This window comes from Paenibacillus sp. MAEPY2 (assembly GCF_000499205.1).
Classification (GTDB): domain Bacteria; phylum Bacillota; class Bacilli; order Paenibacillales; family Paenibacillaceae; genus Paenibacillus; species Paenibacillus vandeheii.
Genome location: NZ_AWUK01000009.1, coordinates 81,448 through 106,138, shown reverse-complemented (window position 1 = coordinate 106,138; position 24,691 = coordinate 81,448). Strand labels below are relative to the sequence as shown.

20 protein-coding genes, 1 tRNA gene and 1 other RNA gene are annotated in these 24,691 nt (G+C 43.1%); 16 read left to right on the top strand and 6 right to left on the bottom strand.

What is annotated here, in order from left to right:
* Positions 1-97: 97 nt before the first annotated feature.
* Both clpP and P364_RS0107385 read right to left on the bottom strand, forming a co-directional pair.
* Entirely contained in the window at positions 98-694 is a 597-nt protein-coding gene (gene clpP, locus P364_RS0107390) for an ATP-dependent Clp endopeptidase proteolytic subunit ClpP (RefSeq protein ID WP_024629505.1), read from the bottom strand.
* 179 nt (positions 695-873) lie between these two features.
* Positions 874-948: transfer RNA gene (locus tag P364_RS0107385), tRNA-Arg, on the bottom strand.
* Between the two features lie 483 nt (positions 949-1,431).
* On the opposite strand from P364_RS0107385, the gene P364_RS0107380 reads away from it, so the two are divergent.
* The 12 genes from P364_RS0107380 (at position 1,432) to P364_RS0107330 (ending at position 15,004) form a co-directional block, all read left to right on the top strand.
* Complete coding sequence (locus P364_RS0107380) at positions 1,432-2,457, top strand: sugar-binding transcriptional regulator (protein WP_024629504.1); 1,026 nt, start codon at positions 1,432-1,434, stop codon at positions 2,455-2,457.
* Between the two features lie 107 nt (positions 2,458-2,564).
* Positions 2,565-3,572, top strand: a complete 1,008-nt coding sequence (gene gap, locus P364_RS0107375) for a type I glyceraldehyde-3-phosphate dehydrogenase (protein WP_024629503.1) — start codon at positions 2,565-2,567, stop codon at positions 3,570-3,572.
* Positions 3,573-3,721: 149 nt separating this feature from the next.
* On the top strand, positions 3,722-4,903 hold the full coding sequence (locus P364_RS0107370) for a phosphoglycerate kinase (RefSeq protein ID WP_024629502.1): 1,182 nt from the start codon (positions 3,722-3,724) through the stop codon (positions 4,901-4,903).
* Between the two features lie 33 nt (positions 4,904-4,936).
* Positions 4,937-5,689, top strand: coding sequence for a triose-phosphate isomerase (gene tpiA / locus P364_RS0107365; RefSeq protein WP_024629501.1), 753 nt, complete (start codon positions 4,937-4,939; stop codon positions 5,687-5,689).
* Positions 5,689-7,233 (top strand): 2,3-bisphosphoglycerate-independent phosphoglycerate mutase, encoded by a 1,545-nt coding sequence (gpmI, locus tag P364_RS0107360; protein WP_024629500.1) that lies wholly within the window; start codon positions 5,689-5,691, stop codon positions 7,231-7,233. Before tpiA ends, gpmI begins: the two co-directional genes overlap by 1 nt.
* Before the next feature lie 217 nt (positions 7,234-7,450).
* Positions 7,451-8,737: a phosphopyruvate hydratase gene (eno, locus tag P364_RS0107355; RefSeq protein ID WP_024629499.1), complete on the top strand. Its 1,287-nt coding sequence runs from the start codon at positions 7,451-7,453 to the stop codon at positions 8,735-8,737.
* A 227-nt stretch (positions 8,738-8,964) separates the two neighbouring features.
* Positions 8,965-9,198, top strand: coding sequence for a preprotein translocase subunit SecG (secG, locus tag P364_RS0107350; RefSeq protein WP_024629498.1), 234 nt, complete (start codon positions 8,965-8,967; stop codon positions 9,196-9,198).
* 454 nt (positions 9,199-9,652) lie between these two features.
* On the top strand, positions 9,653-12,430 hold the full coding sequence (gene rnr, locus P364_RS0107345; protein WP_024629497.1) for a ribonuclease R: 2,778 nt from the start codon (positions 9,653-9,655) through the stop codon (positions 12,428-12,430).
* Positions 12,431-12,610: 180 nt separating this feature from the next.
* Positions 12,611-13,093, top strand: coding sequence for an SsrA-binding protein SmpB (gene smpB / locus P364_RS0107340; protein WP_024629496.1), 483 nt, complete (start codon positions 12,611-12,613; stop codon positions 13,091-13,093).
* Positions 13,094-13,782: 689 nt separating this feature from the next.
* Positions 13,783-14,147: a transfer-messenger RNA gene (ssrA, locus tag P364_RS36570) on the top strand.
* A gap of 94 nt (positions 14,148-14,241) precedes the next feature.
* Positions 14,242-14,439 (top strand): hypothetical protein, encoded by a 198-nt coding sequence (locus P364_RS0107335; protein ID WP_024629495.1) that lies wholly within the window; start codon positions 14,242-14,244, stop codon positions 14,437-14,439.
* Positions 14,432-15,004, top strand: a complete 573-nt coding sequence (locus tag P364_RS0107330; RefSeq protein WP_024629494.1) for a zeta toxin family protein — start codon at positions 14,432-14,434, stop codon at positions 15,002-15,004. The genes P364_RS0107335 and P364_RS0107330 overlap by 8 nt, the downstream gene beginning before the upstream one ends.
* Before the next feature lie 185 nt (positions 15,005-15,189).
* Here P364_RS0107330 and P364_RS0107325 read toward each other — a convergent pair whose 3' ends face one another.
* From P364_RS0107325 to P364_RS38675, 3 genes are all read right to left on the bottom strand, one after another.
* Positions 15,190-16,692, bottom strand: coding sequence for a hypothetical protein (locus P364_RS0107325; protein WP_024629493.1), 1,503 nt, complete (start codon positions 16,690-16,692; stop codon positions 15,190-15,192).
* 933 nt (positions 16,693-17,625) lie between these two features.
* Positions 17,626-17,961: a hypothetical protein gene (locus P364_RS0107320; protein ID WP_024629492.1), complete on the bottom strand. Its 336-nt coding sequence runs from the start codon at positions 17,959-17,961 to the stop codon at positions 17,626-17,628.
* A gap of 48 nt (positions 17,962-18,009) precedes the next feature.
* Positions 18,010-18,342, bottom strand: coding sequence for a recombinase zinc beta ribbon domain-containing protein (locus P364_RS38675; RefSeq protein ID WP_363928451.1), 333 nt, complete (start codon positions 18,340-18,342; stop codon positions 18,010-18,012).
* A 116-nt stretch (positions 18,343-18,458) separates the two neighbouring features.
* Between P364_RS38675 and P364_RS38110 the strand changes: the two genes are divergently transcribed.
* Both P364_RS38110 and P364_RS0107310 read left to right on the top strand, forming a co-directional pair.
* Entirely contained in the window at positions 18,459-18,638 is a 180-nt protein-coding gene (locus P364_RS38110; RefSeq protein ID WP_236642279.1) for a YolD-like family protein, read from the top strand.
* Positions 18,639-18,829: 191 nt separating this feature from the next.
* Entirely contained in the window at positions 18,830-19,669 is an 840-nt protein-coding gene (locus P364_RS0107310; RefSeq protein WP_024629490.1) for a hypothetical protein, read from the top strand.
* Positions 19,670-20,995: 1,326 nt separating this feature from the next.
* On the opposite strand, the gene P364_RS0107300 is transcribed toward P364_RS0107310, so the two are convergent.
* The gene (locus P364_RS0107300; protein ID WP_024629489.1) at positions 20,996-21,718 is read right to left on the bottom strand and encodes a hypothetical protein; all 723 of its coding nucleotides are present in this window, start codon (positions 21,716-21,718) and stop codon (positions 20,996-20,998) included.
* 202 nt (positions 21,719-21,920) lie between these two features.
* Between P364_RS0107300 and P364_RS0107295 the strand changes: the two genes are divergently transcribed.
* Both P364_RS0107295 and P364_RS0107290 read left to right on the top strand, forming a co-directional pair.
* Positions 21,921-23,174 (top strand): mechanosensitive ion channel family protein, encoded by a 1,254-nt coding sequence (locus tag P364_RS0107295; RefSeq protein WP_024629488.1) that lies wholly within the window; start codon positions 21,921-21,923, stop codon positions 23,172-23,174.
* A 223-nt stretch (positions 23,175-23,397) separates the two neighbouring features.
* Positions 23,398-24,642: a macrolide family glycosyltransferase gene (locus tag P364_RS0107290; RefSeq protein WP_024629487.1), complete on the top strand. Its 1,245-nt coding sequence runs from the start codon at positions 23,398-23,400 to the stop codon at positions 24,640-24,642.
* Positions 24,643-24,691: the final 49 nt, after the last annotated feature.

Below are 24,691 nucleotides of genomic sequence, written 5' to 3'. Positions count from 1 at the left end.
TGACGAGAGCGTCCTTTTTTCATATAGCCAACTCAACTGGGCGTTGCCGTTTGAGTTGGCTATATGGTTTATCCGTTTAATTGGCGATTCGCTCGGCTTAGATGCCTTGGGAACCTACGTTTTCGATGACTTTATCGATGATACCGTAATCGGCAGCTTCAGCAGCACTCATAAAGTAGTCACGATCTGTATCTTTCTCGATACGCTCCAGCGGTTGGCCTGAACGTTCAGAGATGATGCGGTTCAAGGTATCACGCATTTTCAGGATGCGACGGGCACGGATTTCGATGTCCGAAGCTTGACCTTGCGCACCACCAAGTGGTTGGTGAATCATGATTTCACTGTTAGGCAAAGCAAAACGTTTACCTTTGGCACCTGCGTTCAATAGGAATGCACCCATGGAAGCCGCCATACCTACACAGATGGTAGATACATCCGGTTTGATGAATTGCATTGTATCGTAAATGGCCATACCGGCTGTAATCGATCCGCCTGGGCTATTGATGTATAAGTGAATGTCTTTCTCCGGATCTTCCGCAGTAAGGAACAACATCTGTGCCATGATGGAATTCGCCACAACGTCATTTACATCACTGCCAAGGAAGATGATACGATCCTTCAGCAATCTGGAATAGATGTCATAGGCGCGCTCACCGCGGTTGCTCTGTTCAACGACCATTGGAATATAACTCACGTGAAAAACCTCCTCGGAAATGTAAATGTTAAATTGGTGTTTATATATAAACTGTTACCGTATTAACCACATCATAAACAATTTCAAACAAAAAGTCAAAGAAAGTCAAACTAAGTTTGAAAAAAAAGAAACCTATTCGGTTTCATTGGTTAAAAGGGTTATGAACTGCTAATTAAGAATGGCGCGCCCGCCAAGAATCGAACTTGGATCTCAGGCTTCGGAGGCCTACGTCATATCCATTGGACCACGGGCGCACATTGATTATTGCTGCAAGTATAGTTGCTTAAAAGCAGTTTTGAAATATAAGTTTCAAATATGTGACAGCAATAATGATTATAGCTCATGAGTAATTTAATTGCAAGCAGATGCTCGCTGTTTTGGTTTGGATTACTCAGAAATGGATCATGATGAAGATAAGTGGATAAAGAGCGCAAATAGGTAAATGCTAAAAGAGGTTTGGGACATACTATATGAAAAACAAAAGCGAGCAATATGTAGATGAGATTTTTACTTTCCTTCTATATATAGTATCGGACAGGTTGTTCTCGATCTTGGGAGATTGACATTGTGAAAATAGGCGCGTACAAACGCCTGAAACGTGTCGAATTAACGCTTCGAAACACTTGCATGTCGCGTCAGTTTTAGGTAGAATAAACGTGGGACTTAAAAAGTTAACCCGGGACGTTTTAGGGCCATGAAAGAGAGCTTGGAACGAGAAGCTTGCGGGAGTGGAAAGCATGCGAACGATTTTAGAAGTGCAAAAGCAGCTTCTGCCTGATCTCATGGATGTCTTGAAGAAGAGGTATACGATTCTGCACCAGATCATGTTATCGGATGTGATCGGACGAAGAACGTTAGCTAATTCCATGCAGATGACCGAGCGGGTTCTGAGGGCTGAGACCGATTTGTTAAAGGCTCAGGGACTTATTGAAATTGACAGTGCAGGGATGAAAATCAGCGAGGCGGGGCATGAATTGCTGCAGCAGTTGGAACCCGTCGCCAAAGAGCTGTTTGGATTATCCGAACTGGAAGAGCGCATCAAGCAAGCCTACGGTCTGCAAAAGGTAGTAGTGGTTCCTGGCGATTCAGACATTTCTCCATTTGCCAAACGGGAACTGGGCAGAGCCGGAGCGAAGGCTCTGGGTAATATTATGAGTGATAACGATGTTGTCGCCGTTACTGGCGGTTCAACAACGGCTGGAGTGGCAGAGCAACTGACTCCGCCAACATCGCTGAAAGGTGTCTGGTTCGTACCGGCACGCGGCGGGTTGGGAGAAAGCCTCGAAATTCAGGCCAATACGATCGCATCCACGATGGCTAAACGGGTAGGAGCCCAATACAAACTCCTGCATGTACCGGATTTGCTTAGTGATCACGCCTACGAATCACTAATCCAGGACCCTAGTGTTCAGGAGATTCTGCAGCTGATCCGTAAATCGCGAATCGTCATTCATGGAATTGGTGATGCCGTAGAGATGGCGCGGCGACGCAAGCTTGCACCTGAGATTATAGATGAACTTCAGGAGCAGGGAGCCGTATCGGAATCCTTCGGTTATTACTTTAATGATCAGGGTGAGGTGGTACATACCATGCTTACGCTGGGCATGCGACTTCAGGATATTGAGCGGACCGATGTTGTGATTGGGATTGCGGGTGGCAAAAGCAAGGCTGCTGCCATACATTCCGTCCTGCGATTTGGTCAGGAAGATATTCTGATTATTGATGAGGCTGCTGCCGAAGTCATCGTTGCCGAAATGGAATAAGGCTTTATTTTGCACCACAATCATTGTTGTCTTGACGGACTTCACCGTCTGTCTTGAATATATAAGCTTCATAAAAAAATCAATCAAAACTTGGGAGGAACTTACTCATGATTAAAGTAGGTATTAACGGTTTTGGACGTATTGGTCGTTTGGCATTCCGCCGTATTCAAAATGTAGAGGGCATTGAAGTTGTAGCAATCAACGACTTGACTGATGCTAAAATGCTGGCTCATTTGCTCAAATATGATACAACTCAAGGTCGCTTCGATGGCGATGTTGAAGTACACGACGGCTTCTTCAAAGTGAACGGCAAAGAAGTTAAAGTATTGGCTAACCGTAACCCAGAAGAACTGCCATGGGGCGACCTCGGCGTAGATATCGTTCTGGAATGTACTGGTTTCTTCACAACTAAAGAAGCAGCTGAGAAACACTTGAAAGGTGGAGCTAAGAAAGTTGTTATCTCCGCACCAGCTACTGGCGACATGAAAACCATCGTTTACAACGTAAACCATGAAATCCTCGACGGTACTGAAACTGTAATCTCCGGCGCATCTTGCACAACAAACTGCCTGGCACCTATGGCAAAAACACTGCAAGACAAATTCGGAATCGTTCAAGGTTTGATGACTACAATTCACGCTTACACTGGCGACCAAAACACTTTGGATGCTCCACACCCTAAAGGTGACTTCCGTCGTGCTCGTGCAGCAGCTGAAAACATTATCCCTAACACAACTGGTGCTGCTAAAGCAATCGGTCTGGTTATTCCAGAACTGCAAGGAATCCTCGACGGTGCAGCTCAACGTGTACCAGTAGCTACTGGTTCCCTGACTGAGCTTGTAACTGTTCTGAACAAAAAAGTAACTGCTGAAGAAGTTAACGCAGCTATGAAAGAAGCTTCCGATCCACAAACTTTCGGATACACTGAAGACGAAATCGTATCTTCTGATATCCAAGGTATCACTTTCGGTTCCCTGTTTGATGCAACTCAAACTAAAGTTCTGACTGTTGGCGACCAACAATTGGTTAAAACTGTAGCTTGGTATGACAATGAAATGTCCTACACTGCTCAACTGGTTCGCACTTTGGAGCACTTTGCAAAAATGATCAAGTAATATCTGCAATAACATAGAGCGGAAACAGATGCTATTGTTTCCGCTCTTTATATATCAACATTTTGCAAATTTCTCAAAAACACCAGGATTGACAAGGGATTTCAGCTCTTGAATGGTCCACCAAATACATGGGTGCGGAGGAAATACAGATGAACAAAAAAAGTGTACGCGATATCGAATTGACAGGAAAACGGGCTTTTGTCCGTGTAGATTTTAATGTGCCGCTCGAAGATGGTAAAATTACAGATGACAAACGTATTCGTGCCACGCTTCCTACGATCAACTATTTGATCGAAAAAGGCGCTAAAGTTATTTTGGCAAGCCACATGGGTCGTCCAAAAGGCGAAGTGGTTGAATCCATGCGTTTGACTCCAGCTGCTGAGCGTTTGTCCGAATTGCTCGGTAAAAAAGTGGTTAAAGCGGATGATTCCGTTGGCGAAACAGTAAAAGCTCAAATCGCTGAACTGAACAACGGCGACGTATTGTTGCTTGAGAACGTTCGTTTCCACGCAGGTGAAGAGAAAAACGATCCGGAACTCGCAAAACAATTCGCTGAACTGGCTGACGTATTCGTTAACGATGCATTCGGCGCAGCTCACAGAGCACACGCTTCGACAGAAGGTATCGCTCACTTGTTGCCAGCAGTATCCGGTCTGTTGATGGAGAAAGAACTTGAAGTGTTGGGCAAAGCAATCTCCAACCCAGAGCGTCCTTTCACAGCAATCATCGGTGGTTCCAAAGTTAAAGACAAAATCGATGTAATCGACAACCTGTTGAACATTGCAGACAACGTAATCATCGGTGGCGGTCTGACTTACACGTTCTTCAAAGCACAAGGACATGAAATCGGACAATCTTTGTTGGATGATTCCAAACTGGATGTTGCTCTTGGTTTTATTGAAAAAGCGAAAAAACTGGGCAAAAATTTCTACCTGCCGGTAGATATTGTTGTATCTGACGATTTCAGTGCAAGTGCAAACACACAAATCGTTGGCATCGACGGCATCCCTGCAGATTGGGAAGGCGTGGACATCGGACCGAAAACGCGTGCAATCTATGCTGAAGTGATCAAAAACTCCAAGCTGGTTGTATGGAACGGACCAATGGGCGTATTCGAAATTGAACCTTTCTCTAATGGTACACGTGAGGTTGCTGAAGCTTGTGCAGAGACAGAAGCATACACCATCATTGGTGGCGGTGACTCCGCAGCAGCAGCTGAGAAGTTCAAATTGGCTGACAAAATGGACCACATCTCTACAGGTGGCGGTGCATCGCTCGAGTTCATGGAAGGCAAAGTGCTTCCTGGCGTAGTTGCATTGAACGACAAGTAAGCTTTAAGCTATAGCATGAAGGAGTTGAAAACCATGAGAACACCGATTATCGCAGGTAACTGGAAAATGTTCAAAACGGTTTCCGAATCCAATGACTTCATTCAGGAAGTTAAAGGAAAAGCGGAAGTTGAAGGCGTAGAGACGGTTATTTGCGCACCGTTTACGAATCTGCCGTCCCTGGTAGAAGCCGTTAAAGGCACAAACATCAAAATTGGTGCACAAAATCTTCATTTTGAAGACAATGGTGCATTCACAGGTGAAATCAGCGGCGTAATGCTCAAAGACCTGGGTGTGGATTATGTCATTATTGGTCACTCGGAGCGCCGTCAATATTTTGCGGAAACCGATGAGACTGTCAATAAAAAACTGCATGCAGCATTCCGTCACGGATTGACTCCAATCTTCTGCCTTGGTGAAACGCTTGAAGAGCGCGAATCCAATCAGACGAAAGACGTATGCAAAGTGCAAACAGAAGCGGCTTTGGCAGGTCTGTCCGCAGATCAGGCAGCACAAGTGGTTATCGCTTATGAGCCAATCTGGGCGATCGGTACAGGCAAATCCTCCACTTCCCAAGATGCGAATGAAGTTATTGCTTACATTCGTACGCTGGTGAAGGATCTGTACGACCAAAAGGTAGCAGATGCAGTTCGTATTCAATACGGCGGCAGTGTTAAACCTGAGAACGTAACAGAATACCTCGGACAAAGCGACATCGACGGCGCGCTTGTTGGCGGTGCCAGCTTGCAGCCGGCTTCGTTCATCGCGCTTGTTGAGGGGGCGAAGTAATGACAGCTCCAAAACCTGTAGCACTGATCATTATGGACGGCTTTGGTCTTCGGAACACGGTGGAAGGCAACGCGGTAGCGCAAGCCAAGAAACCGAACTATGACCGTTTTATGAGCCAATTCCCTCATACAACGCTCACTGCTTGCGGTGAAGCTGTAGGTTTGCCAGAAGGGCAAATGGGGAACTCCGAGGTAGGTCACCTGAACATTGGTGCTGGCCGGATCGTATACCAGGATTTGACTCGTATTTCCAAATCGATTCGTGACGGTGAGTTTTACGATAATGAAACACTCGTTAAAGCTGTTCGCGAAGCGAAACAAAGCGGTAAAAAGCTTCACTTGTATGGATTGTTGTCTGATGGCGGTGTACATAGTCACATCGACCACTTGTTCGCTATGCTGGATCTCGCCAAAAAAGAAGAAATGAATGACGTATACATTCATGCCTTCATGGATGGCCGTGATGTTATGCCAGATAGCGGTAGAGAATTCATGCAGAAGCTGATTGCCAAAATTGAAGAAGTCGGTGTAGGACAAATTGCAACGGTTCAAGGTCGCTACTATGCGATGGACCGTGACAAACGTTGGGAACGTGTTGAGAAATCATATCGTGCCATCGTTTATGGTGATGGACCAAAATACACTGACCCACTCAGAGCGGTTGAAGAATCGTATGAAAAATCCGTATTTGACGAATTCGTTGAACCAACGGTTATCGTCAAAGCGGATGGCCAGCCGGTAGGTTTGGTGGAGAGCGGCGATTCCGTCATTTTCCTCAACTTCCGTCCTGACCGTGCAATCCAACTGTCGCAAGTATTCACGAACCAGGATTTCCGTGGTTTCGACCGTGGTCCGAAGTTCCCTGTGGGCTTGCATTTCGTGTGCCTGACGCTGTTCAGCGAGACCGTTGAAGGTTATGTGGCTTACTCGCCTAAAAACCTCGACAACACGCTGGGTGAAGTGCTGGTACAAAACAACAAGAAACAATTGCGTATTGCAGAAACCGAGAAATACCCGCACGTAACTTTCTTCTTCAGCGGCGGCCGTGATGTTGAGCTTCCAGGCGAAACACGCGTGCTGATCAACTCACCAAAAGTTGCAACGTACGACTTGCAACCAGAGATGAGCGCGTATGAAGTAGCTGACGCATGTGTTCGCGAGATTGAAGCAGACAAACATGATGCCATCATTCTGAACTTCGCTAACCCTGATATGGTTGGACACTCCGGCATGCTGGAGCCTACGATTAAGGCAGTAGAAGTAACAGACGAATGCATGGGCCGTGTTGTGGATGCAGTTCTCGCTAAAGGCGGCGTTGTGCTGATTACTGCGGATCATGGTAACGCGGATATGGTGTTCGATGAGCAAGGACGTCCGTTCACGGCTCACACAACGAACCCGGTTCCATTCATCGTTACAGATGCGAATGTTACCCTGCGTGAAGGCGGAATCCTCGCGGATATCGCTCCAACGATTCTTGACCTGATGCAATTGCCTAAACCGGCTGAAATGACAGGTACATCCGTCATTGCTACCCGTAAATAATATAATTTTAATAGGTTGTTGAATAAGGCTAAAGTTAAACCTTAACGAAGCGGGCAGAACCGATCTGTAGAAGCAAAGCGCTCGCCTTTATCACATGATTTCAACTTATAAAAATAAGTTCAAAGAAATCAGGGGATAACAGCGGAGTGGCTTGGTGAAACCCAATTGTTCTGAACGTATTAAAATAAAATTCCACATTAAAAGGAGATTATCACTCATGACTATTATTTCTGACGTGTACGCTCGCGAAGTCCTCGACTCCCGCGGTAACCCTACAGTTGAAGTTGAAGTATACCTGGAGTCCGGCGCAATCGGACGCGCTATCGTACCATCCGGTGCATCCACTGGTGCCCACGAAGCCGTTGAGCTTCGCGATGGCGACAAATCCCGTTATCTGGGTAAAGGTGTTCTGCAAGCTGTTAAAAACGTAAACGAAACAATCGCTCCAGAAGTAATCGGTATGGATGCATTGGATCAACTGGGTATCGACAAATTGATGATCACTTTGGATGGTACGCCAAACAAAGGTAAACTGGGTGCTAACGCAATCCTGGCTGTATCCATGGCTGTAGCTCGTGCAGCTGCTGACGCTCTGGACCTGCCATTGTACGTTTACCTGGGCGGATTCAACGCTAAAGTACTTCCAGTACCAATGATGAACATCATCAACGGTGGTGAGCATGCTGACAACAACATCGACGTTCAAGAGTTCATGGTTCTTCCTGTTGGAGCACCAAGCTTCAAAGAAGCTCTTCGCGTAGGTGCAGAAATCTTCCACAACCTGAAATCCGTACTGAGCTCCAAAGGCCTGAACACAGCTGTAGGTGACGAAGGCGGCTTCGCACCGAACCTTGGTTCGAACGAAGAAGCAATCACTACAATCATCGAAGCGATTGAAAAAGCAGGTTACAAACCAGGCGTTGACGTATTCCTGGGTATGGACGTAGCTTCCACTGAGTTCTACAAAGATGGTAAATACACACTTGCTGGCGAAGGTAAATCTTACACTTCCGCTGAGTATGTTGACCTTCTGGCTTCATGGGTTGAGAAATACCCTATCATCACCATTGAAGACGGTATGTCCGAAGATGACTGGGATGGTTGGAAATTGCTCACAGAAAAATTGGGAGACAAAGTACAACTCGTTGGTGATGACTTGTTCGTAACGAACACAGAGCGTCTGGGTAGAGGTATCGAAGAAGGTATCGGTAACTCCATCCTGATCAAAGTTAACCAAATCGGTACATTGACTGAAACATTCGATGCAATCGAAATGGCTAAACGTGCAGGATACACTGCTGTAATCTCTCACCGTTCCGGTGAGTCCGAAGACAGCACAATCGCTGACATCGCTGTTGCAACAAACGCGGGTCAAATTAAAACGGGTGCTCCTTCCCGTACAGACCGTATCGCGAAGTACAACCAATTGCTCCGCATTGAGGATCAACTGGGTGAACTGGCTCAATACAATGGTCTTAAAGGTTTCTACAACCTCAAAAAATAAGTTGTCTTCTGACAACTATTGGGCAAGCCGGGTAACCGGCTTGTCTTTTTTATTAGTTTTTGTTAGACATTTCAATACCGATAAATATGGGTACTGTTCAATGAACTTTTGAGTATCAGTGAATTGAGAGATCGCCACTACTTGTATCACGCTAATTGCTGTGTTACAATTAAAGTAACTGTTTTTATGGTGAGATGTTATGCCCACATGGGTAGGAGGTGGAATGAATGGATATTGCTTTGAAATTGCTGCTCGTCGTATTTTCGATCGGTCTAATCACTGTAGTATTGCTGCAGCACGGAAAAAGCGCTGGTTTGGCGGGTGCCATCTCCGGTGGTGCGGAACATCTTTTCGGTAAAACGAAAGCGCGCGGACTGGATCTTTTCTTGCAACGTGCAACGGTTGTACTGGGTGCAGGATTCTTCATTTTGTCTATTATTGTTACGGTTGTGTCCAAGTAAGAATCGGATACATTCCTGAACAATTCAATAGCTTGAGCGTAATCGCTTAAATGATTAACCTTCGTTTCGAGAAGAAACGAAGGTTTTTTAATAAATTCATCCATGACCAGTCTTTTCCAATGAACCACACGATTTTGATCTTCGATTTCTTCTCACTTCCGTTCGGTTACCTTCCTACATATTCGCCCTGTTCTGGGCCGTTTCTTTTCTGTCTGTTCGAGAGCAAAAAACACATGTAGCATAAATGCTGTTATGATGCATGAAAGCGCGCTTATTCAAAGGGCCATGCATATTTAGTTTATTTTGCAGGGTACGGATGCGCCGGATTGAATTCGTGTATACTAGGGTATGAGATAGTGAGGCCTGAGTTAGACGGCTTTTCTATTGGTAAGGTTTCTGATACATAGAGAGACGAGACAAGATTACACTTTTATGTTTCCCGAGGTGAATATTAATGATAACAGAACAACAATTGCTCGACTTCATGCGGGAAACCGCTTATAAACCGATGACTTATCAGGAACTGGAACAGCACTTCGAGATTGAAGACGCGGCTGATTTCAAAGCCTTTTTGATTATGCTCAATACGCTGGAGGAATCCGGCAAAGTCCTGCTGACCCGCAATAACCGCTATGGCATGCCAGAACGCATGGATTTGGTGCGTGGACGTTTGCAGGCTCATGCGAAAGGGTTTGCTTTCCTCATCCCTGAGGATCGGGAGCACCCGGATGTGTACATCCACGCCAATGATATGAAAAGCGCCATGAACGGAGATACGGTGTTGGTTAAAGTGACTTCTCAAGGACCTTCCGGTGGGCGTTTGGAGGGTGAGATTGTCCGTATTGTTACCCGTGCGGTTACGCAGGTTGTTGGTGTATTCCAAAGCCACGAGGTGTATGGTTTCGTTATACCGGATGATAAGCGGATTAACCGGGATATTTTCATCCCGCGTCCGAACTTCCACGGGGCTGTTGATGGACAAAAAGTTGTTGCAAAAATCGTCAGCTATCCAGAGGGCCGGGCAGCAGCAGAAGGTGAAGTGATCGAGATTCTCGGTCATAAGGATGAACCGGGTATTGATATTTTGTCCGTAATCCGTAAGCACCAGCTGCCAGAAGCCTTTCCGGATGAAGTCGTGGAAGAAGCGGAAAAAGCACCGGATGCCATTACGGAAGACGAAATTATCCAGCAGGGTCGCCGCGATCTGCGTGGGCTGAATATCGTTACGATTGATGGCGAAGACGCCAAGGATCTGGATGACGCTGTCAATGTGGAGAAGCTGCCGAACGGTAACTACCGTCTGGGCGTTCATATCGCCGATGTAGGCTATTACGTGCGGGAAAACTCCAAGCTCGATCAGGAAGCGTACAACCGCGGATGCAGTGTGTATCTGGTGGACCGGGTTATTCCGATGCTGCCGCAACGTCTGTCCAACGGGATCTGTAGTTTGAATCCGCAGGTAGACCGCTTGACCCTGTCTTGTGAAATGGAGTTCAACGACCAGATGAAGGTTGTGAAACACGACATCTTTACAAGTGTGATCAAAACCAAAGAGCGGATGACGTATTCCAACGTTCGCAAAATTCTTGAAGGTGAAGAGCCTGAATTGTTGGAGCGTTACAAGGATCTGGTGGACGATTTCCACTTGATGAAAGAGATTGCTTTGAAGCTTCGTGCGATGCGTATGCGTCGTGGTGCGGTTGACTTTGATTTTGAAGAATCCAAGATCATTGTGGATGAAGAATGCAAACCGGTAGATATCGTGAAACGGGAGCGTTCGATTGCGGAGCAAATCATTGAGGAATTCATGCTGGCAGCCAATGAAACGGTAGCAGAGCATTTCCACTGGTTGAAGGTTCCGTTCATCTATCGTGTGCATGAAGATCCAGATCAGGAAAAACTGCAAAATTTTCTCGCCTTTGCGGCGAATTTCGGACACCACGTCAAAGGACGTGGCAACGCGATTCATCCACGAGCGCTTCAATCCCTGCTTGAGGATATTAACGGAACGAAGGAACAGACGGTTATCAGTACAATGATGCTGCGTTCCATGAAGCAGGCGAAATATGACTCCGAGATGTCGGGTCACTTTGGTCTGGCAGCAGAGTTCTACAGTCACTTCACATCACCGATCCGTCGTTATCCCGATCTCGTCATTCACCGTGTTATTCGGGAAGTGATTGAGAACAATGGAGCATTGCCTGAGAACCGTCAGGAGTATTTGGCTGGACGTATGGCCGATATTGCGCAGCAGTCCTCGGAACGTGAGCGTGTAGCGGTTGAAGCTGAACGTGATACCGAGAAAATGAAGAAAGCGGAGTACATGCTTGATAAAGTCGGCGAAGAGTTCGAAGGCATGATCAGCAGTGTAACCAGCTTCGGTATGTTCATTGAACTGGAGAATACGGTAGAAGGTCTGATTCGCCTGAGTGCGCTCACGGACGACTATTACCATTTTGACGATCAACATATGGCTCTGATTGGCGAACGTACATCCAAGGTCTTCCGCATCGGTGATGAGGTGAAGATTCGTGTGGCCCGTGTGAGCATGGAAGAGTACACGATTGACTTTGAAATGGTTGACATGAAACCTCGCGGCGAACGTCCAAGTGGCTTCAGTGGTGGACGCGGCGGTAAAGGTGGACGTCCTGCTGGTGGCGGAGGACGCGGTGGAGCGAAGAGTGGTTCCGGTGGATTCAGTGGCTCGCGTGGTGGTAAAGGTGCCCCAACTGGTGCTGCAGGCAGCCGTGGTGGCAGATCAGCCGATGAGAGCAGCAAAGGCGGTCGTGGCGGCCGTAGCGGAGCTTCGAACACAGCAGGAAGCGCAGGTGGCAAAGTTGGCGGTAAACCGAGAGGTGAGCGTCGTACTGGAGACGCCGGCGGATCAGCGGGTCGGAGCAAGGGAGCGGTAAGCTTTGGTTTTGGCTCAGGCAAAGGCGGCTATAGTACTACAGCAGGTGGCCAGGAAGGCACTTCAGCTGGTGGACAAGAGAATAGTCTGAACAGCGGCAGCAGTCGCGGTGAGGGAAGCTTTAAATCCGGTAAAGGCGGAGGTAAAGGTGGCAAAAGCGGTAGTGGACGCAAAAACACCTCACCTAGCGGAGTGTTTATCGGCGAAGGAGCTACACCAGGCGGTGTTCAGGAAGGTGGAGCACCACGCCGCAAGCGCAAAAAGAATAAAGGTGCACCTGCCAACGGAACGGCGGCTTTTGTACGGAAGAAGAAAAAGTAATCGCGTTTCGCTGAGCATGAAATGAGTGTAATGAGAAGGGGCGGCGCAGACCGCCTCTTTCTTGATTTTAACAGCGGTCCTTGCTACAATTAAGGTCTGGCATGTGGTACCGAGAGAACTGTGTGGTGCGCTGCTGTAGAGCATTGGTACCAGCTTATTTTACGGAGAAGGAGTGAGGACATGGGCAAGAATGATGGACAGAGTAAAGTGCTTGCACAGAATAAAAAGGCTTCCCATGACTACTTCATTGAAGATACGTATGAAGCGGGCATGGTGCTTACCGGAACGGAAATTAAATCTCTTCGTAACGGCCGTGCGAATATTGGCGATGCATTTGCCACGATTCGGAACGGTGAGATTCATATTCACAATATGCATATTAGTCCTTTTGAACAAGGGAACCGTCATAATCCAATTGATCCAACCCGTACACGCAAACTGCTGATGCATAAAGTGCAGATTCATAAGCTGCTTGGGCTGTCGAAGCAGGATGGATATAGCATTGTGCCGCTGAAGATCTATATTCGTAACGGGTATGCGAAGCTATTGCTCGGACTGGGTAAAGGTAAGAAGCAGTATGATAAACGGGAGTCTGCTGCAAAACGCGATGCACAACGTGATATTCAACGGGTTCTGCGTGAGAAGCAGAAGGTTGCTCGTTGATTTGGATTTGCGATTGCTATGTGTTGAATGGCGCATGGTAAGTTAGTTAGTGATAAGTGCGTTATGTTAGAAATAAGGATCTCAGGTTTTGCCCGTAATGGGGTGGAGCTTGGGATTTTTTGATTTGATTAGAGAGTCGTTGCTACGGGGGAGCAGTGTAATGAGTTTGGGGCATCATGCTGACCTGCCGTGCGGCCAAGTCTGTCAGATTATTGTGCCAGTTTCTGAAATGAGATACACCAGTTGTTGCCACGTCCTGTCTAATAAAAATGTTAGTAATGTGGTACCGGGTAAAACTTCTGAAGTTTGTTGGAAAGAATCGTTGTAGTAAGTTTGCTGATGACTGCGTACTTTGTTCGGATCGTGGGTAAGATAGTTAAGAAAGCTGTTCATGCTCATGAATTGTCTGCACTTCGGTACTCAACTTTACTTCGCTTGAGGGACGCGGTATAATATGTAGACGATTGAGCCTCATAAGTGTGTGTTGGTTAAACTTGCACAGTTGCTCAGCCTGCTGGAACGTCTTCCAGCAATCTGTACTATATCGGTGATTGGTCCTGTGTTATGATGTTCTTGTAGCAGATAGGAATGCCGAGTTTGAAAGAAGCATCTTTTTACCTTGGAGGAAAAAGATGTGCAGCACCTTTGCTCCGTATTCACGGATTAATCCTGGAGCCCTTCTTATATGAGGGGGCGTTTATGGATTCGACGGGGATAGTTCGAGCATGGGTAGCGGGTAGTGGGGACGCGTCCACTTCATCAACGCTAAAGCCTATTAAACGGCAAACAACAAACAAACTACGCTTTCGCAGCCTAAGAAACTGTGTGCGTGCTTCTAACCTGCATCGCCCATGTGACAGGATTAGGGGCTAACAAGTAGTGGGATACGCTGTCACATCTCCGCCTGGGGTGTGCTGAAGAAGACAATCAGGCTGACCCAACGTATAGCCGGTTACGGGGCGATACTCGGGTGACATCAAAACTGTGACTACACCCGTAGAAGCTTATGTGTCGTTATCTTCGGACAGGGGTTCGACTCCCCTCGCCTCCATTAGAGTAGTAAGCAAAAGCCATCAACCAGTTGTTCTGGTTGGTGGTTTTTCTGTTTATGATATAATAAAGTATATATTTAGATTGGGGGATTCAAGATGTTTGAGAATCGAGAACAGCTCCAAGAAATTTTAAAGAAGGCAAATCAACATGCGCGGAAGCAAGCTCAAGAATCGGGTGCTTCTATTTATTATATAAAGAACAACAAACGCGTTCGTGAGGATGCTGAAGGTAAGAAATTCGAAATAATATTTGATGCTACTGGAAAACGCCAGGAGTTTGAATATCATGAGTGAAACCAAACCAGTTATGACTGTGTTTGCTGGAACCAATGGAGCAGGGAAAAGTACACTCAGTATGCAAATGAGAGATTGGCTTGGTGAACTGGTAGATCCCGATCAGATTGCAAGAGAGTTGAAACCAGATAATCCTCGTAGTGCTGACCTGTCTGCTGGAAGGGAAGCCGTGAGAAGAATTCGCTCGCTCATAAAAAATGGTGAGAACTTTGCCATAGAAACGACATTGTCTGGATCATTTGTTCTGAAACATATGGAAATCGCTAAAGAGAAGAATTACGAAATTGTCCTGTATTACATCGGCCTTCAAGATGTCCAGATGCATATAGATCGTGTAGCTTCTCGTGTTGAGCAGGGTGGTCATTGGATTGCAGAAGAGGATATTCGTTATCGATATGGTGAGTCATTGAAGAACCTTACACCAGCTGTAGCCATTGCGGATCAAGTTATCATCATTGATAATACATACGAACCTTTAATTGTAGCGGAAATCGTGCAAGGTCACTTGATCTATTGTGTGGAGTTCATACCTGCTTGGGCTAATCCTGTTTTGGTTGGATGTTGATACTCGGGTGACATCAAAACTGTGACTACACCCGTAGAAGCTTATGTGTCGTTATCTTCGGACAGGGGTTCGAACTCCCCTCGCCTCCATTAGTAGTAAAAACAAAAAGACTGCCTTTTAGGTAGTCTTTTTGTTTTTGTTAACATTAAAAAAACATATGTTTTTAAGTTTTTAATGTCTCTGGCTTAATTGATACCATTTGAAACATCTAGTATCACTTTCTCATCATTAATTAAACCATTAGAAGAAAGCCATGAAAGGTTAATGAATGTGAGTTTTTTTATGCTACTATCAGATAACTTGCCAAGAATATAATAATCTGATTTTGGTTCTGAATGGATTGAAGTTATCTTTTCCAAGGTATCAAATTGATAAGATAACTCACTAGTGTTTTCTGAACTTAACTTTTTTATCAAACCATTGTACCATAGTTCGTTATCTCTTAAAGATACACTTATTGTGATTTTCCAATCTTTTGATTCCCCAGAGTACACTGTAAGTTGGTTAGGTTTAGTTATTTGTATAGATGAGTCTTTACTTATTTCAAGAAGATTTTTCGAAGTGGTGGATATGTAAAGATAACGGTCATCTTCGGCAACTAACTTACCATTAATTATAGTGCCTTTGATTTGTATCTCTTCACTTGCAGTCAGATTAACTAAATCTAAAGTAGTACTAATATAGTTTCCTGTTGAGAAAAAGATAAAAGAAAGCATTGGGATAACTATAACGATGAAGAGTGATATTACAAACAGAACAAAGTAAAAGAATTCTTTAAAAGAAAATTTGAAACCAGTTGATTTTTTCTTTTGGTCACTGTTTGGTCTATTTAATGTAGTACGAGGAGAACGTTCCATTATATTAATTATCACTGAACTTAATATTATAACGAATGCTGAATACACTAACAAAGACCACAATAACCCAAACATCTTTGCGAAAATTATAGGTATTAGACCACAGATAATTAGGACTGCCAGTATAATTTTATAATGTTTTGATATTACATTTGTGAGATAGAACATGGCAATTAGAAATAATGATACTAATAAAGGAATGAGCCATACTAACATAAATCTAATGAAAATCGAAATATTAAACGAAGAGTTGGCGTTGATTAATATAAGCGACAAACTGATAGTTGATGCAAATAGGAAATAGAAGAATCCAAAAAGTATAAACGTTAATCCTAAACCTTTTAATCTATATAAAGAAATGAAATAAGCAACTACACCAGAAAAGAGAAAACCAGCTATATAGCAGGAGAAACGATTAAGTGGTACATTTTTTATAACTATGTCAAGGAGTGCATTGTCAGTTTGACCGAAAAAGTAACCGTAAAGGATTAGATATCCAATCAGATAGAAAACAGGGAATGTACCTATAGCAGTCAAAACAGCTTTTAAAACAAATACAAAAATATTTCCAGAAATAAATTCCATCCAGTTATTTAAATTCACTGTTTTAATAATTTGATATGTCTTCAAATGAGAAATGAGCTCCTTTTCTTTTAATCCGATAAAGGCAGCCATTTTTTTAGTCTTATTAGCATGATTTTCAAATTGTAATTGTAGAAAATTTTTGTAGCTTAAATTGAATTTTTCATAAAAATCCGATTCGAACTCTTCTGATAATTTCCCATGATAAATCTCATTAAAAGTTGATTTATCATAATTTATATTTTCCATTTATAAAACCTCTCTTTTTTTACTCCGATATGCAGTTATGTAAAACACAAAATTTATCTATAAAGTCATCTGATCTAGCCAGGTAACCAGAAAAAATAAAGGGTAGCTTTCTTAGTAGGAGATAGACGACTTCATCCTCTTTAATTTAGAAGAGGCGTTCAAAGTGAGTTTCTAGTATTTAAAAAGGTGTTTGCTGAAGAAAAAAATGTACAAGATGAATAGCAGATTATAAGGAGATATGTTTGATTCTAGTAAGAACATACTAACTTTGTAAACAGTGAGTTGATCCGAACTATTGAGTTGGAATCTGGCTTTAAGCATTGAAAAGACAAATCTCAAAATCATATTGGCTCCAAAGCTTGAAAACTATCAGGAACACCACGTATTTTGTATTCTGCCCCCAAATGCGAGATATCCCGCATTTGGGGCAGTTATTGAGCTTGCTTCTGGATAGAGGCAGTGTATTTTGTTCCTCTGATTGGTCTCTAGCATAGTCATCATAACACTTTAAATAGTATCCCCGTATTTTCTCTTTAATCATCGCATTGAACATTTAAAAGTTGAGCCAGTAATGGTTAGTTTTTAGCATTATAATTAAGCTTGATAATCTAATTATTTATTTAATTTTGATTTCGTTAGAACTATTTATAATCCTTCATTTTAGCCCAAATTGGTTAAAACTTAAACGGAGTTTAGTTATTTTTCTATTTAAACCATATTGTATTTTGGACAGCATTTTTTTAATATTGTAATCGAGTTCGGAATTTGATTCGGGGCGATACTCGGGTGACATCAAAACTGTGACTACACCCGTAGAAGCTTATGTGTCGTTATCTTCGGACAGGGGTTCGACTCCCCTTGCCTCCAAGATGGTACTTAACGAGTAAGTACTATGTTGAAGGCGTTTGGGTAAAATCTCCAAGAGAAAAAGAATCAGACGGTGAGCATCTGAATGATGGTCCACCGATCTGATTCTTTTTTTATTACAATTTGATGGAACATAGATTGAAAAAGTAGCTTTTGCGTCTCGGGTTCGATAAGGACCCAGTTATCCTTTAAGTTGGCCATCATGTCTTTAATCTCTTCGGTAGAAAGCTCGTTAATGTAATAATCCTCTTTCTCTTCGTACTGAGCAGTGATTGCCTTCATTCTTGCTTCTTCGTCGTCAATCAAGTTGGCATAATCATCGGGAGACAGTTTTCCATCACCGAGGGCAAGCATCCATTTCTTCCGACGTCGATTGGAAACTTTAATTTCTTTCTGCGGCATACGTTGATCACTCTTAGCCTGAGCGCTCGTTTTTTTGTCCTGAAGTTTTTAATTGGTGATCTGTTGTCGCTCGAAGACGAGCTGCTGAAGGTGATGTTCTGAAATCCCTGGAGCATCACAAGTTTTATTTGAATACTGATTCCGGCACCGGTAACTCCTATATACTCGTACGGTTCCATCTACGAGTGTCTGTCTTGACGCATTTCCAATGTATGTTGCCTCACATTTAACAATTCCTCCATACGGATAATCATAACTATGTTTGCTCATGTGATTCTCTCCACGCCGCTCCAACATTTTACGTACCTTCAGGAAATCCTCCATAGAAATAATTGCTTCATGTTCCCCAGGTTTGATGATTCTTTTGGATTCTTCCCACAGTACCGGCTTGAAGTGATTATAACCGGTGAAGCGTTTTTAAAGGATCAGAATGAACAAGAGAGAAGGGGGAAGCGGTTCTGGACGAACAAGAAGTACAGCTGATCGAGCAAGCGATTTTGGAATCGTACCAGGAATGCAAATCTATCACGCTGACTGTTTGTAATCCGTTTGATGACGAGGAGCTCCGGGGAGTTGTCACAGCTATTGATAAGCTGAATAGGAGAATTAAACTTGTCCGTGGTGAAGAAGACTACAGTTTCATTAAGATAGAAGGAGTCATTTCAGCAAGTATATAAAAATAGGTGCCCTAGTCTTTATAGCCGGGGGACCCTCTTATTGATACGGAACATCATTTTTAATTAAAACTGTTTTTAACCTCCTTTAATTTCAATTTTCTTGAAATCAAAAACAAAATTTGTTGTTGTTTTCCTTAATATACCAATATATAATAGAAAAGAAATTACATACTTTAAAGGAGGATTTTTCTATGTTTAAAAAAATGTTGTCTTCTTTACTAGTTTCGGCAATTTTTGTTTCTGGAAGTGCTGCCGCTTATGCTTCGCCAGAAGAGAGTGCTAAGGTTCCAATTACACAAACTAAATCTATAAGCAAAGATTTGTATACTGTTGATGGTGATTTCCTTGGTAATTTGAACAAAACCACAACTATAGAACAAGTAACTGATGAAAACGGTAAAGCTTCGTATACCTCTACTGTGACTAAGGATTACGAACTAGCAGAAGAATATGCAGCTATTCCTGCATATACAGAAAAATTCGCAGATTCAACCGAAATTACAACCTTTTCTGTTAATGAAGAAAATGAACTTGAAGTAAATGGTGAAGTGATTTCAGAAAATGATTTCCCTACAGTCTCATTTAGCCGCCCCGGTTTAGGTGGTAATTCATTCGCATTAAACTCTAACGATTCTGGTGGGGAACCTACAATTTCCCATTACTACAGCAACAGTGATAGAACTAGATATACCTTTGGTACATATAGTGGTGTATCTTTTAAATTTGATCATGGGGTATATGTTGGCCCTACTGGAAACAATGTTTCCAGAACCAATATACCGAAGACTAATTCTAATTTCTATGATGCTAAAGCAGCTATGGATTCCGCTGAAACTAATTATCGTGACACTTATGTAAAGGCGTCAGCGTTTGCGTTCGCAGCTGCTCTTGCATTTTTCTCTATGGGTAGTGTTATTACATTTATACCTGGTGGAGGTGCAGCTGGATTTGCTGCAGTAGACCTTTACAATGTCTATAGCGATCTTCAAGATGATGTTGGAGATGCCTATGCTGCTGTCTCGCATATGTAACTAATATACGTAATTAATTTGGATCTTTAGATTTGTTCCATGACTTTGTTACAGATTAAAGACAATAAAGGAACCTACTACTCCATTTTATTTTGGTAAAGAGGTTCCTTTATTTTGTTTATGGAGTTATTGTTATGAATAGCACAAATAATACAAGGGGCGTGATTTTATTAACTGGACAGTATTTGTAGGCTTAGGTTTATATATTTACATTGTTATATTAGTGAGTTTCCGGTTGATAAAAAAAGAGACAACAAAACACCATATACAGAACATAGCATTCTTAATAGTCTCTATTATTTGCATAAACGCGATAGATTCAGTAAATATATTTAGACCGATAATTATGCTGGTTACGTTTGTGATTTTAATTATATATGTATCTATTTTAATTATAAAAAATATTAAGAAGAGACCGGATTAATGGATCGGTCTCTTTTGTTATTTGAAAAAATCTTCCCCAGTAGTCACAAATGTTGGTTTTCTTCTTTTGCACGTGAGATCCGAGAGTATTGTTGCTGTCGGATGAAAAATTAAGTACCAAATGGGACACGATGCCCCTCGCCTCTTTTAGAGTAGTAAGCAAAAGCCATCAACCAGTTGTTCTGGTTGGTGGCTTTTCAGTTTATGATATAATAACTTAAAGTTATAAAGATGGAAGCACTCAAGATGCTTAAAAAAATCGCGAACAGCTCCAGGGAATTTTTAAAAAGAAAATCAACATGCACGGAAACGCGGATACAACTTACCATCAGTATAACTTTACATATGTTAGCGTAATTAAAAGTGAAAAAGGGGTGTGAAATGGTATACATTTCAGGACTGAACCTTATTCTTCTGTCTTTTGGAGCTCTAGTATTATTTATAGGAATTAGTTATTTGATAGTTAAAAGAATGCCTAGTACAAAATGGATTTTGTTATTTGTCATGATCCTTTACATTGCTATTAATTTTTGGTACTACTTACGGGGTAGTGCAAATTTGATTACCTTATTAAGCACTATTGCATTAGGCTGTACTCTTACATTTCGAACGTTTAATAAGGCAAGAAAGGTATGATTAATAAGAACTTGTCGTTTTCTCGAATGGCAGGTTCTATTTTTGTTTACATAAGTAGATAAGAGAATCAGCAATCATCAAATTAAGTACCGAATGGGGGATGCCACCTCGCCTCCATACGAGACAGCAAAGGAGACCCATTGGGTCTCTTTTGCTTTGTCTATGAGGTTTAGAAGCACCCGCACCAGTGAAAGAAGCTCCCAAGCACGGCATCACAATCTACACAAAAATTCCATCGTCAATGGCGGTGAATCTACTAAATTAACTTTAATTATTGAAAAGTGGTTCCGTGCGAAGCAAATAGTTACCCCTTACCTCCGCCGTCCAATTGGCAAAGACCTCTCTCCATTGGACACTGTTAAAGAAATCGTCTACGGATTGGTTGTCGGAATCCCAGTCAACAAATATGTTGAGAGGTGTGATTCCTCCGGCCCAAATGCCATTACTGACGTCCGTTCCCTTCTCCCTCACTAATAAGATTGGAATGCCGAATTGAAAGGCCATGGCAGGCTCGATTTGTGAAAAGGTCGATCCTTCCCAGAACGGAGTGGTCGTTGGTGGCTCCCCTACATTGGATTCGAGAATTTGAACAAAAAATCTTCGAAAGTTGATCGCGAGCAATCCATAGCTTGAAAAAACTAAGCGCCGTATATTCGTCAGAATGTTTTCCGGGTATTGTTCACTAACGGGCAATGTGCGGGGAAAGAGCAATGCATCTTCGATTTCCCTAATCAGACGGTTCAAAAATTGCTCTTGCAGATTATTTACCGTATTGGTTGTACTCAGAAATATAGGAATACGAAAAGCGCGATCCACGCAGGCATCGATAGCCGATGATGTGCCCTTTTCATTATGGATGGGCTTATTCGGATTTGAGGCGGAAGTTCTTAAATGGCCACGGACGGGTGGAAGTTCCGTTACCATGCTTACGGGAGAAAGCTTTTTCATGGGGAATTGCTGAGTCTTCGCTTTATTTTTTGGATTACTCAATGTTCACATCTCCAATGCATGAATCTGGTTTATATTTAGCCCCAGTCTATGCACATTAGCCCATTTGTGTGACGTGATACTTCATGAAGGGGGCATGTACACTTTACCCATCAGCCGATTAATGTATTATTTTGAAATTTTACTTCGTACTAGGATGTAATTTATAATAATAAGTTAATATAAACTGCGTCAGGAGGATACAATGGACTTTATCAAAAATCAACTAGACGGAACGGGCATGAGTGAACAAACCATTGGATATCTTTCGAATTTGATCATGGTGGTATTTATAGCTGTGGTCTCCATACTGGCCAATTTTATAGCCAAAAAAATCGTACTGAAGATTCTTATCCAAATTATCAACAACAATCGGTACACGTGGGATAAAATCATTGTGGAGAAAAAAGTGTTCCACAACCTCTCGCATCTGGTACCGGCGATTATCATTTATTATTCTGCTTATGTCTTCCCGTCCTATCAAGCTTTAATTGAAAAAGCAGCTCTAACTTATATGATCGTCATAACCATCACGGTATTAAATGCGCTGCTCAACGCCTTTGATACCATATATCGTTCCTATGAAGTCTCCAAGATCAGACCCATTAAGGGGTACATTCAGGTAGCCAAGATTGTACTTTTCATCATTGGGGGCATAATCGTCATTTCGAGCCTGATTGGTCAGAATCCATTAATTATTCTCAGTGGACTTGGTGCCTTATCAGCTGTTCTGATGCTCGTCTTCAAGGATTCCATATTGGGACTGGTGGCAGGCGTGCAATTATCATCGAATGACATGGTGCGTGTTGGTGACTGGATTGAAATGCCCAAATATAATGCTGACGGCGACGTCATCGATATTACGTTAAACACGGTAAAGGTTATGAATTTCGATAAAACGATCACGATGATTCCGAGTTACGCGCTCATCTCGGATTCATTCAAAAACTGGAGAGGCATGCAAGTCTCCGGTGGCAGAAGGATTAAGCGAAGCGTTTACATCGATACAAGCAGCATAAGCTTCTGCACTAAGGAAATGATTGGGGAATTTCAGAAGATCCACTATCTTACGGACTATCTTGAGACCAAATTAAATGAAATTAACGAATATAATACGGAACACCACATTAATACGGAAAGCATTGTGAATGGTAGACAGCTTACGAATGTGGGTGTATTCAGAGAATATATTCATCAATATTTGAGGAATCATCCGAAAATTCATAAGGATATGACGTTGATCGTAAGACAATTAGCGCCGGGAGATAACGGACTGCCACTTGAAATTTATGCATTCAGCAATGATATCGCCTGGGGTGTGTATGAATCGGTCCAAGCGGATATCTTTGACCACATCTTCGCCGTTGCGCCGACATTTGGCCTTCGTGCTTTCCAGAATCCAACGGGTCATGATATCGTGCAATTAAAAGAAAGCCCGCAATATTCGAGAGGATATTGAGATAGGTTATTTACCTGATCCAATATGAAATGAGCAGAGGAAGCACCGTAAAGGTGCTTTTTTTGTTTAAAAAGTGACATATATACTATTTACAAAAATGGAAATAATTAATAGTATATTCATATGGGCATGATTTCCAGATTTTATTTTACATGTATCAACTTGAAGCCAGAAATACAATGTCCCGCTTGGAAGATTGGAAAATTTAATGGAGGTGAATCTCATGGCACGTGTATTAGTTGTAATGATGCCTGCAGAAGGGCATATCAATCCGACGCTCGGAATAATCAAGGAACTGGTGGAGAACGGCGATGAAGTCGTCTACTGTTGTACGGAACAATACCGGCTGAAGATTGAAGCGTTAGGCGCACAATTTAAAGCTTACTCCTTCAACGAGGCAACCCTGCTCAACAACCCGGATATGAAGCCATTTGAAATCAAGCACCCTTACCAATTTTTATATATGGTTTTGAAAAAAATTATTCAACGATTTATTCCGGATGTCCTGAATCTGATCGAAAATGAAACCTATGATTATTTAATTTTTGACTCCTTAATAGGCTGGGGAGGACAAATTTTAGGCGAAAAGCTGGGTATACCAGTGGTATGCTCAACCACAACCTTTGTTTTTGTGGAGCCTCTCGGATCAGGCAATCAACTGAAGGATGACGATGAGGAGGTCAAGGAGCTATATAACGGAATCATGGAAATGTCCCAGCAAACTGCTTCCCAGTTCAATGTGGCTGTGCCTTCTCTGGCGGAACTTTCAGGGCATCCAGGACAACTAAAGCTGGTCTATACCAGCCGATATTTTCAACCCATGGGGGACAAGCTGGATGACAGCTATGTGTTCACCGGCCCATCTATTATACCCCGTAAGGATGCACCAGCCTTTGCAAAGGAATCTCTGCATGCCCTCTATAAACAGGCGGTATATATTTCGATGGGGACCATTTTAAACAAGGATCTTGAGTTCTATAAGCTGTGCTTTATGGCTTTTCGGGATTTGCCTGTGCAGTTTATATTGTCTTCGGGAAAGGATACGGATTTGGAGCCCATTGCGGATCTCATTCCTGATAATTTCATGATCAGACCCTATCTCCCACAATTGGAGGTTTTGCAGGGCGTAGATGCTTTTCTGACACATGCAGGCATGAACAGTACAAGCGAAGCTTTGTATTACAATGTACCGTTGGTTATGCTCCCGTTAACCTCGGATCAGCCGCGTGTAGCAGGCCGGGTGCAGGAGCTCGGAGCAGGGGTCATCGTGGACAAAAATAACCTTACACCCGACGTGCTGAGAACCGCGGTATTAGAGGTGCTCGGCAACGCCTCCTACAAGGAACATGCTGAGGTTATTGGGAAAACGTTACGCGATGCAGGCGGGTACAAGCAGGCTGCTATGGCCATTCAGAACTTTATGGGCAAGCGGTCATTATCGGCCACGACCATCTCTTCGCTTGAATAAAGAGGCAACTTGCCTCTATTAAAATTAGACGAGAAAGCCACTACCCCGT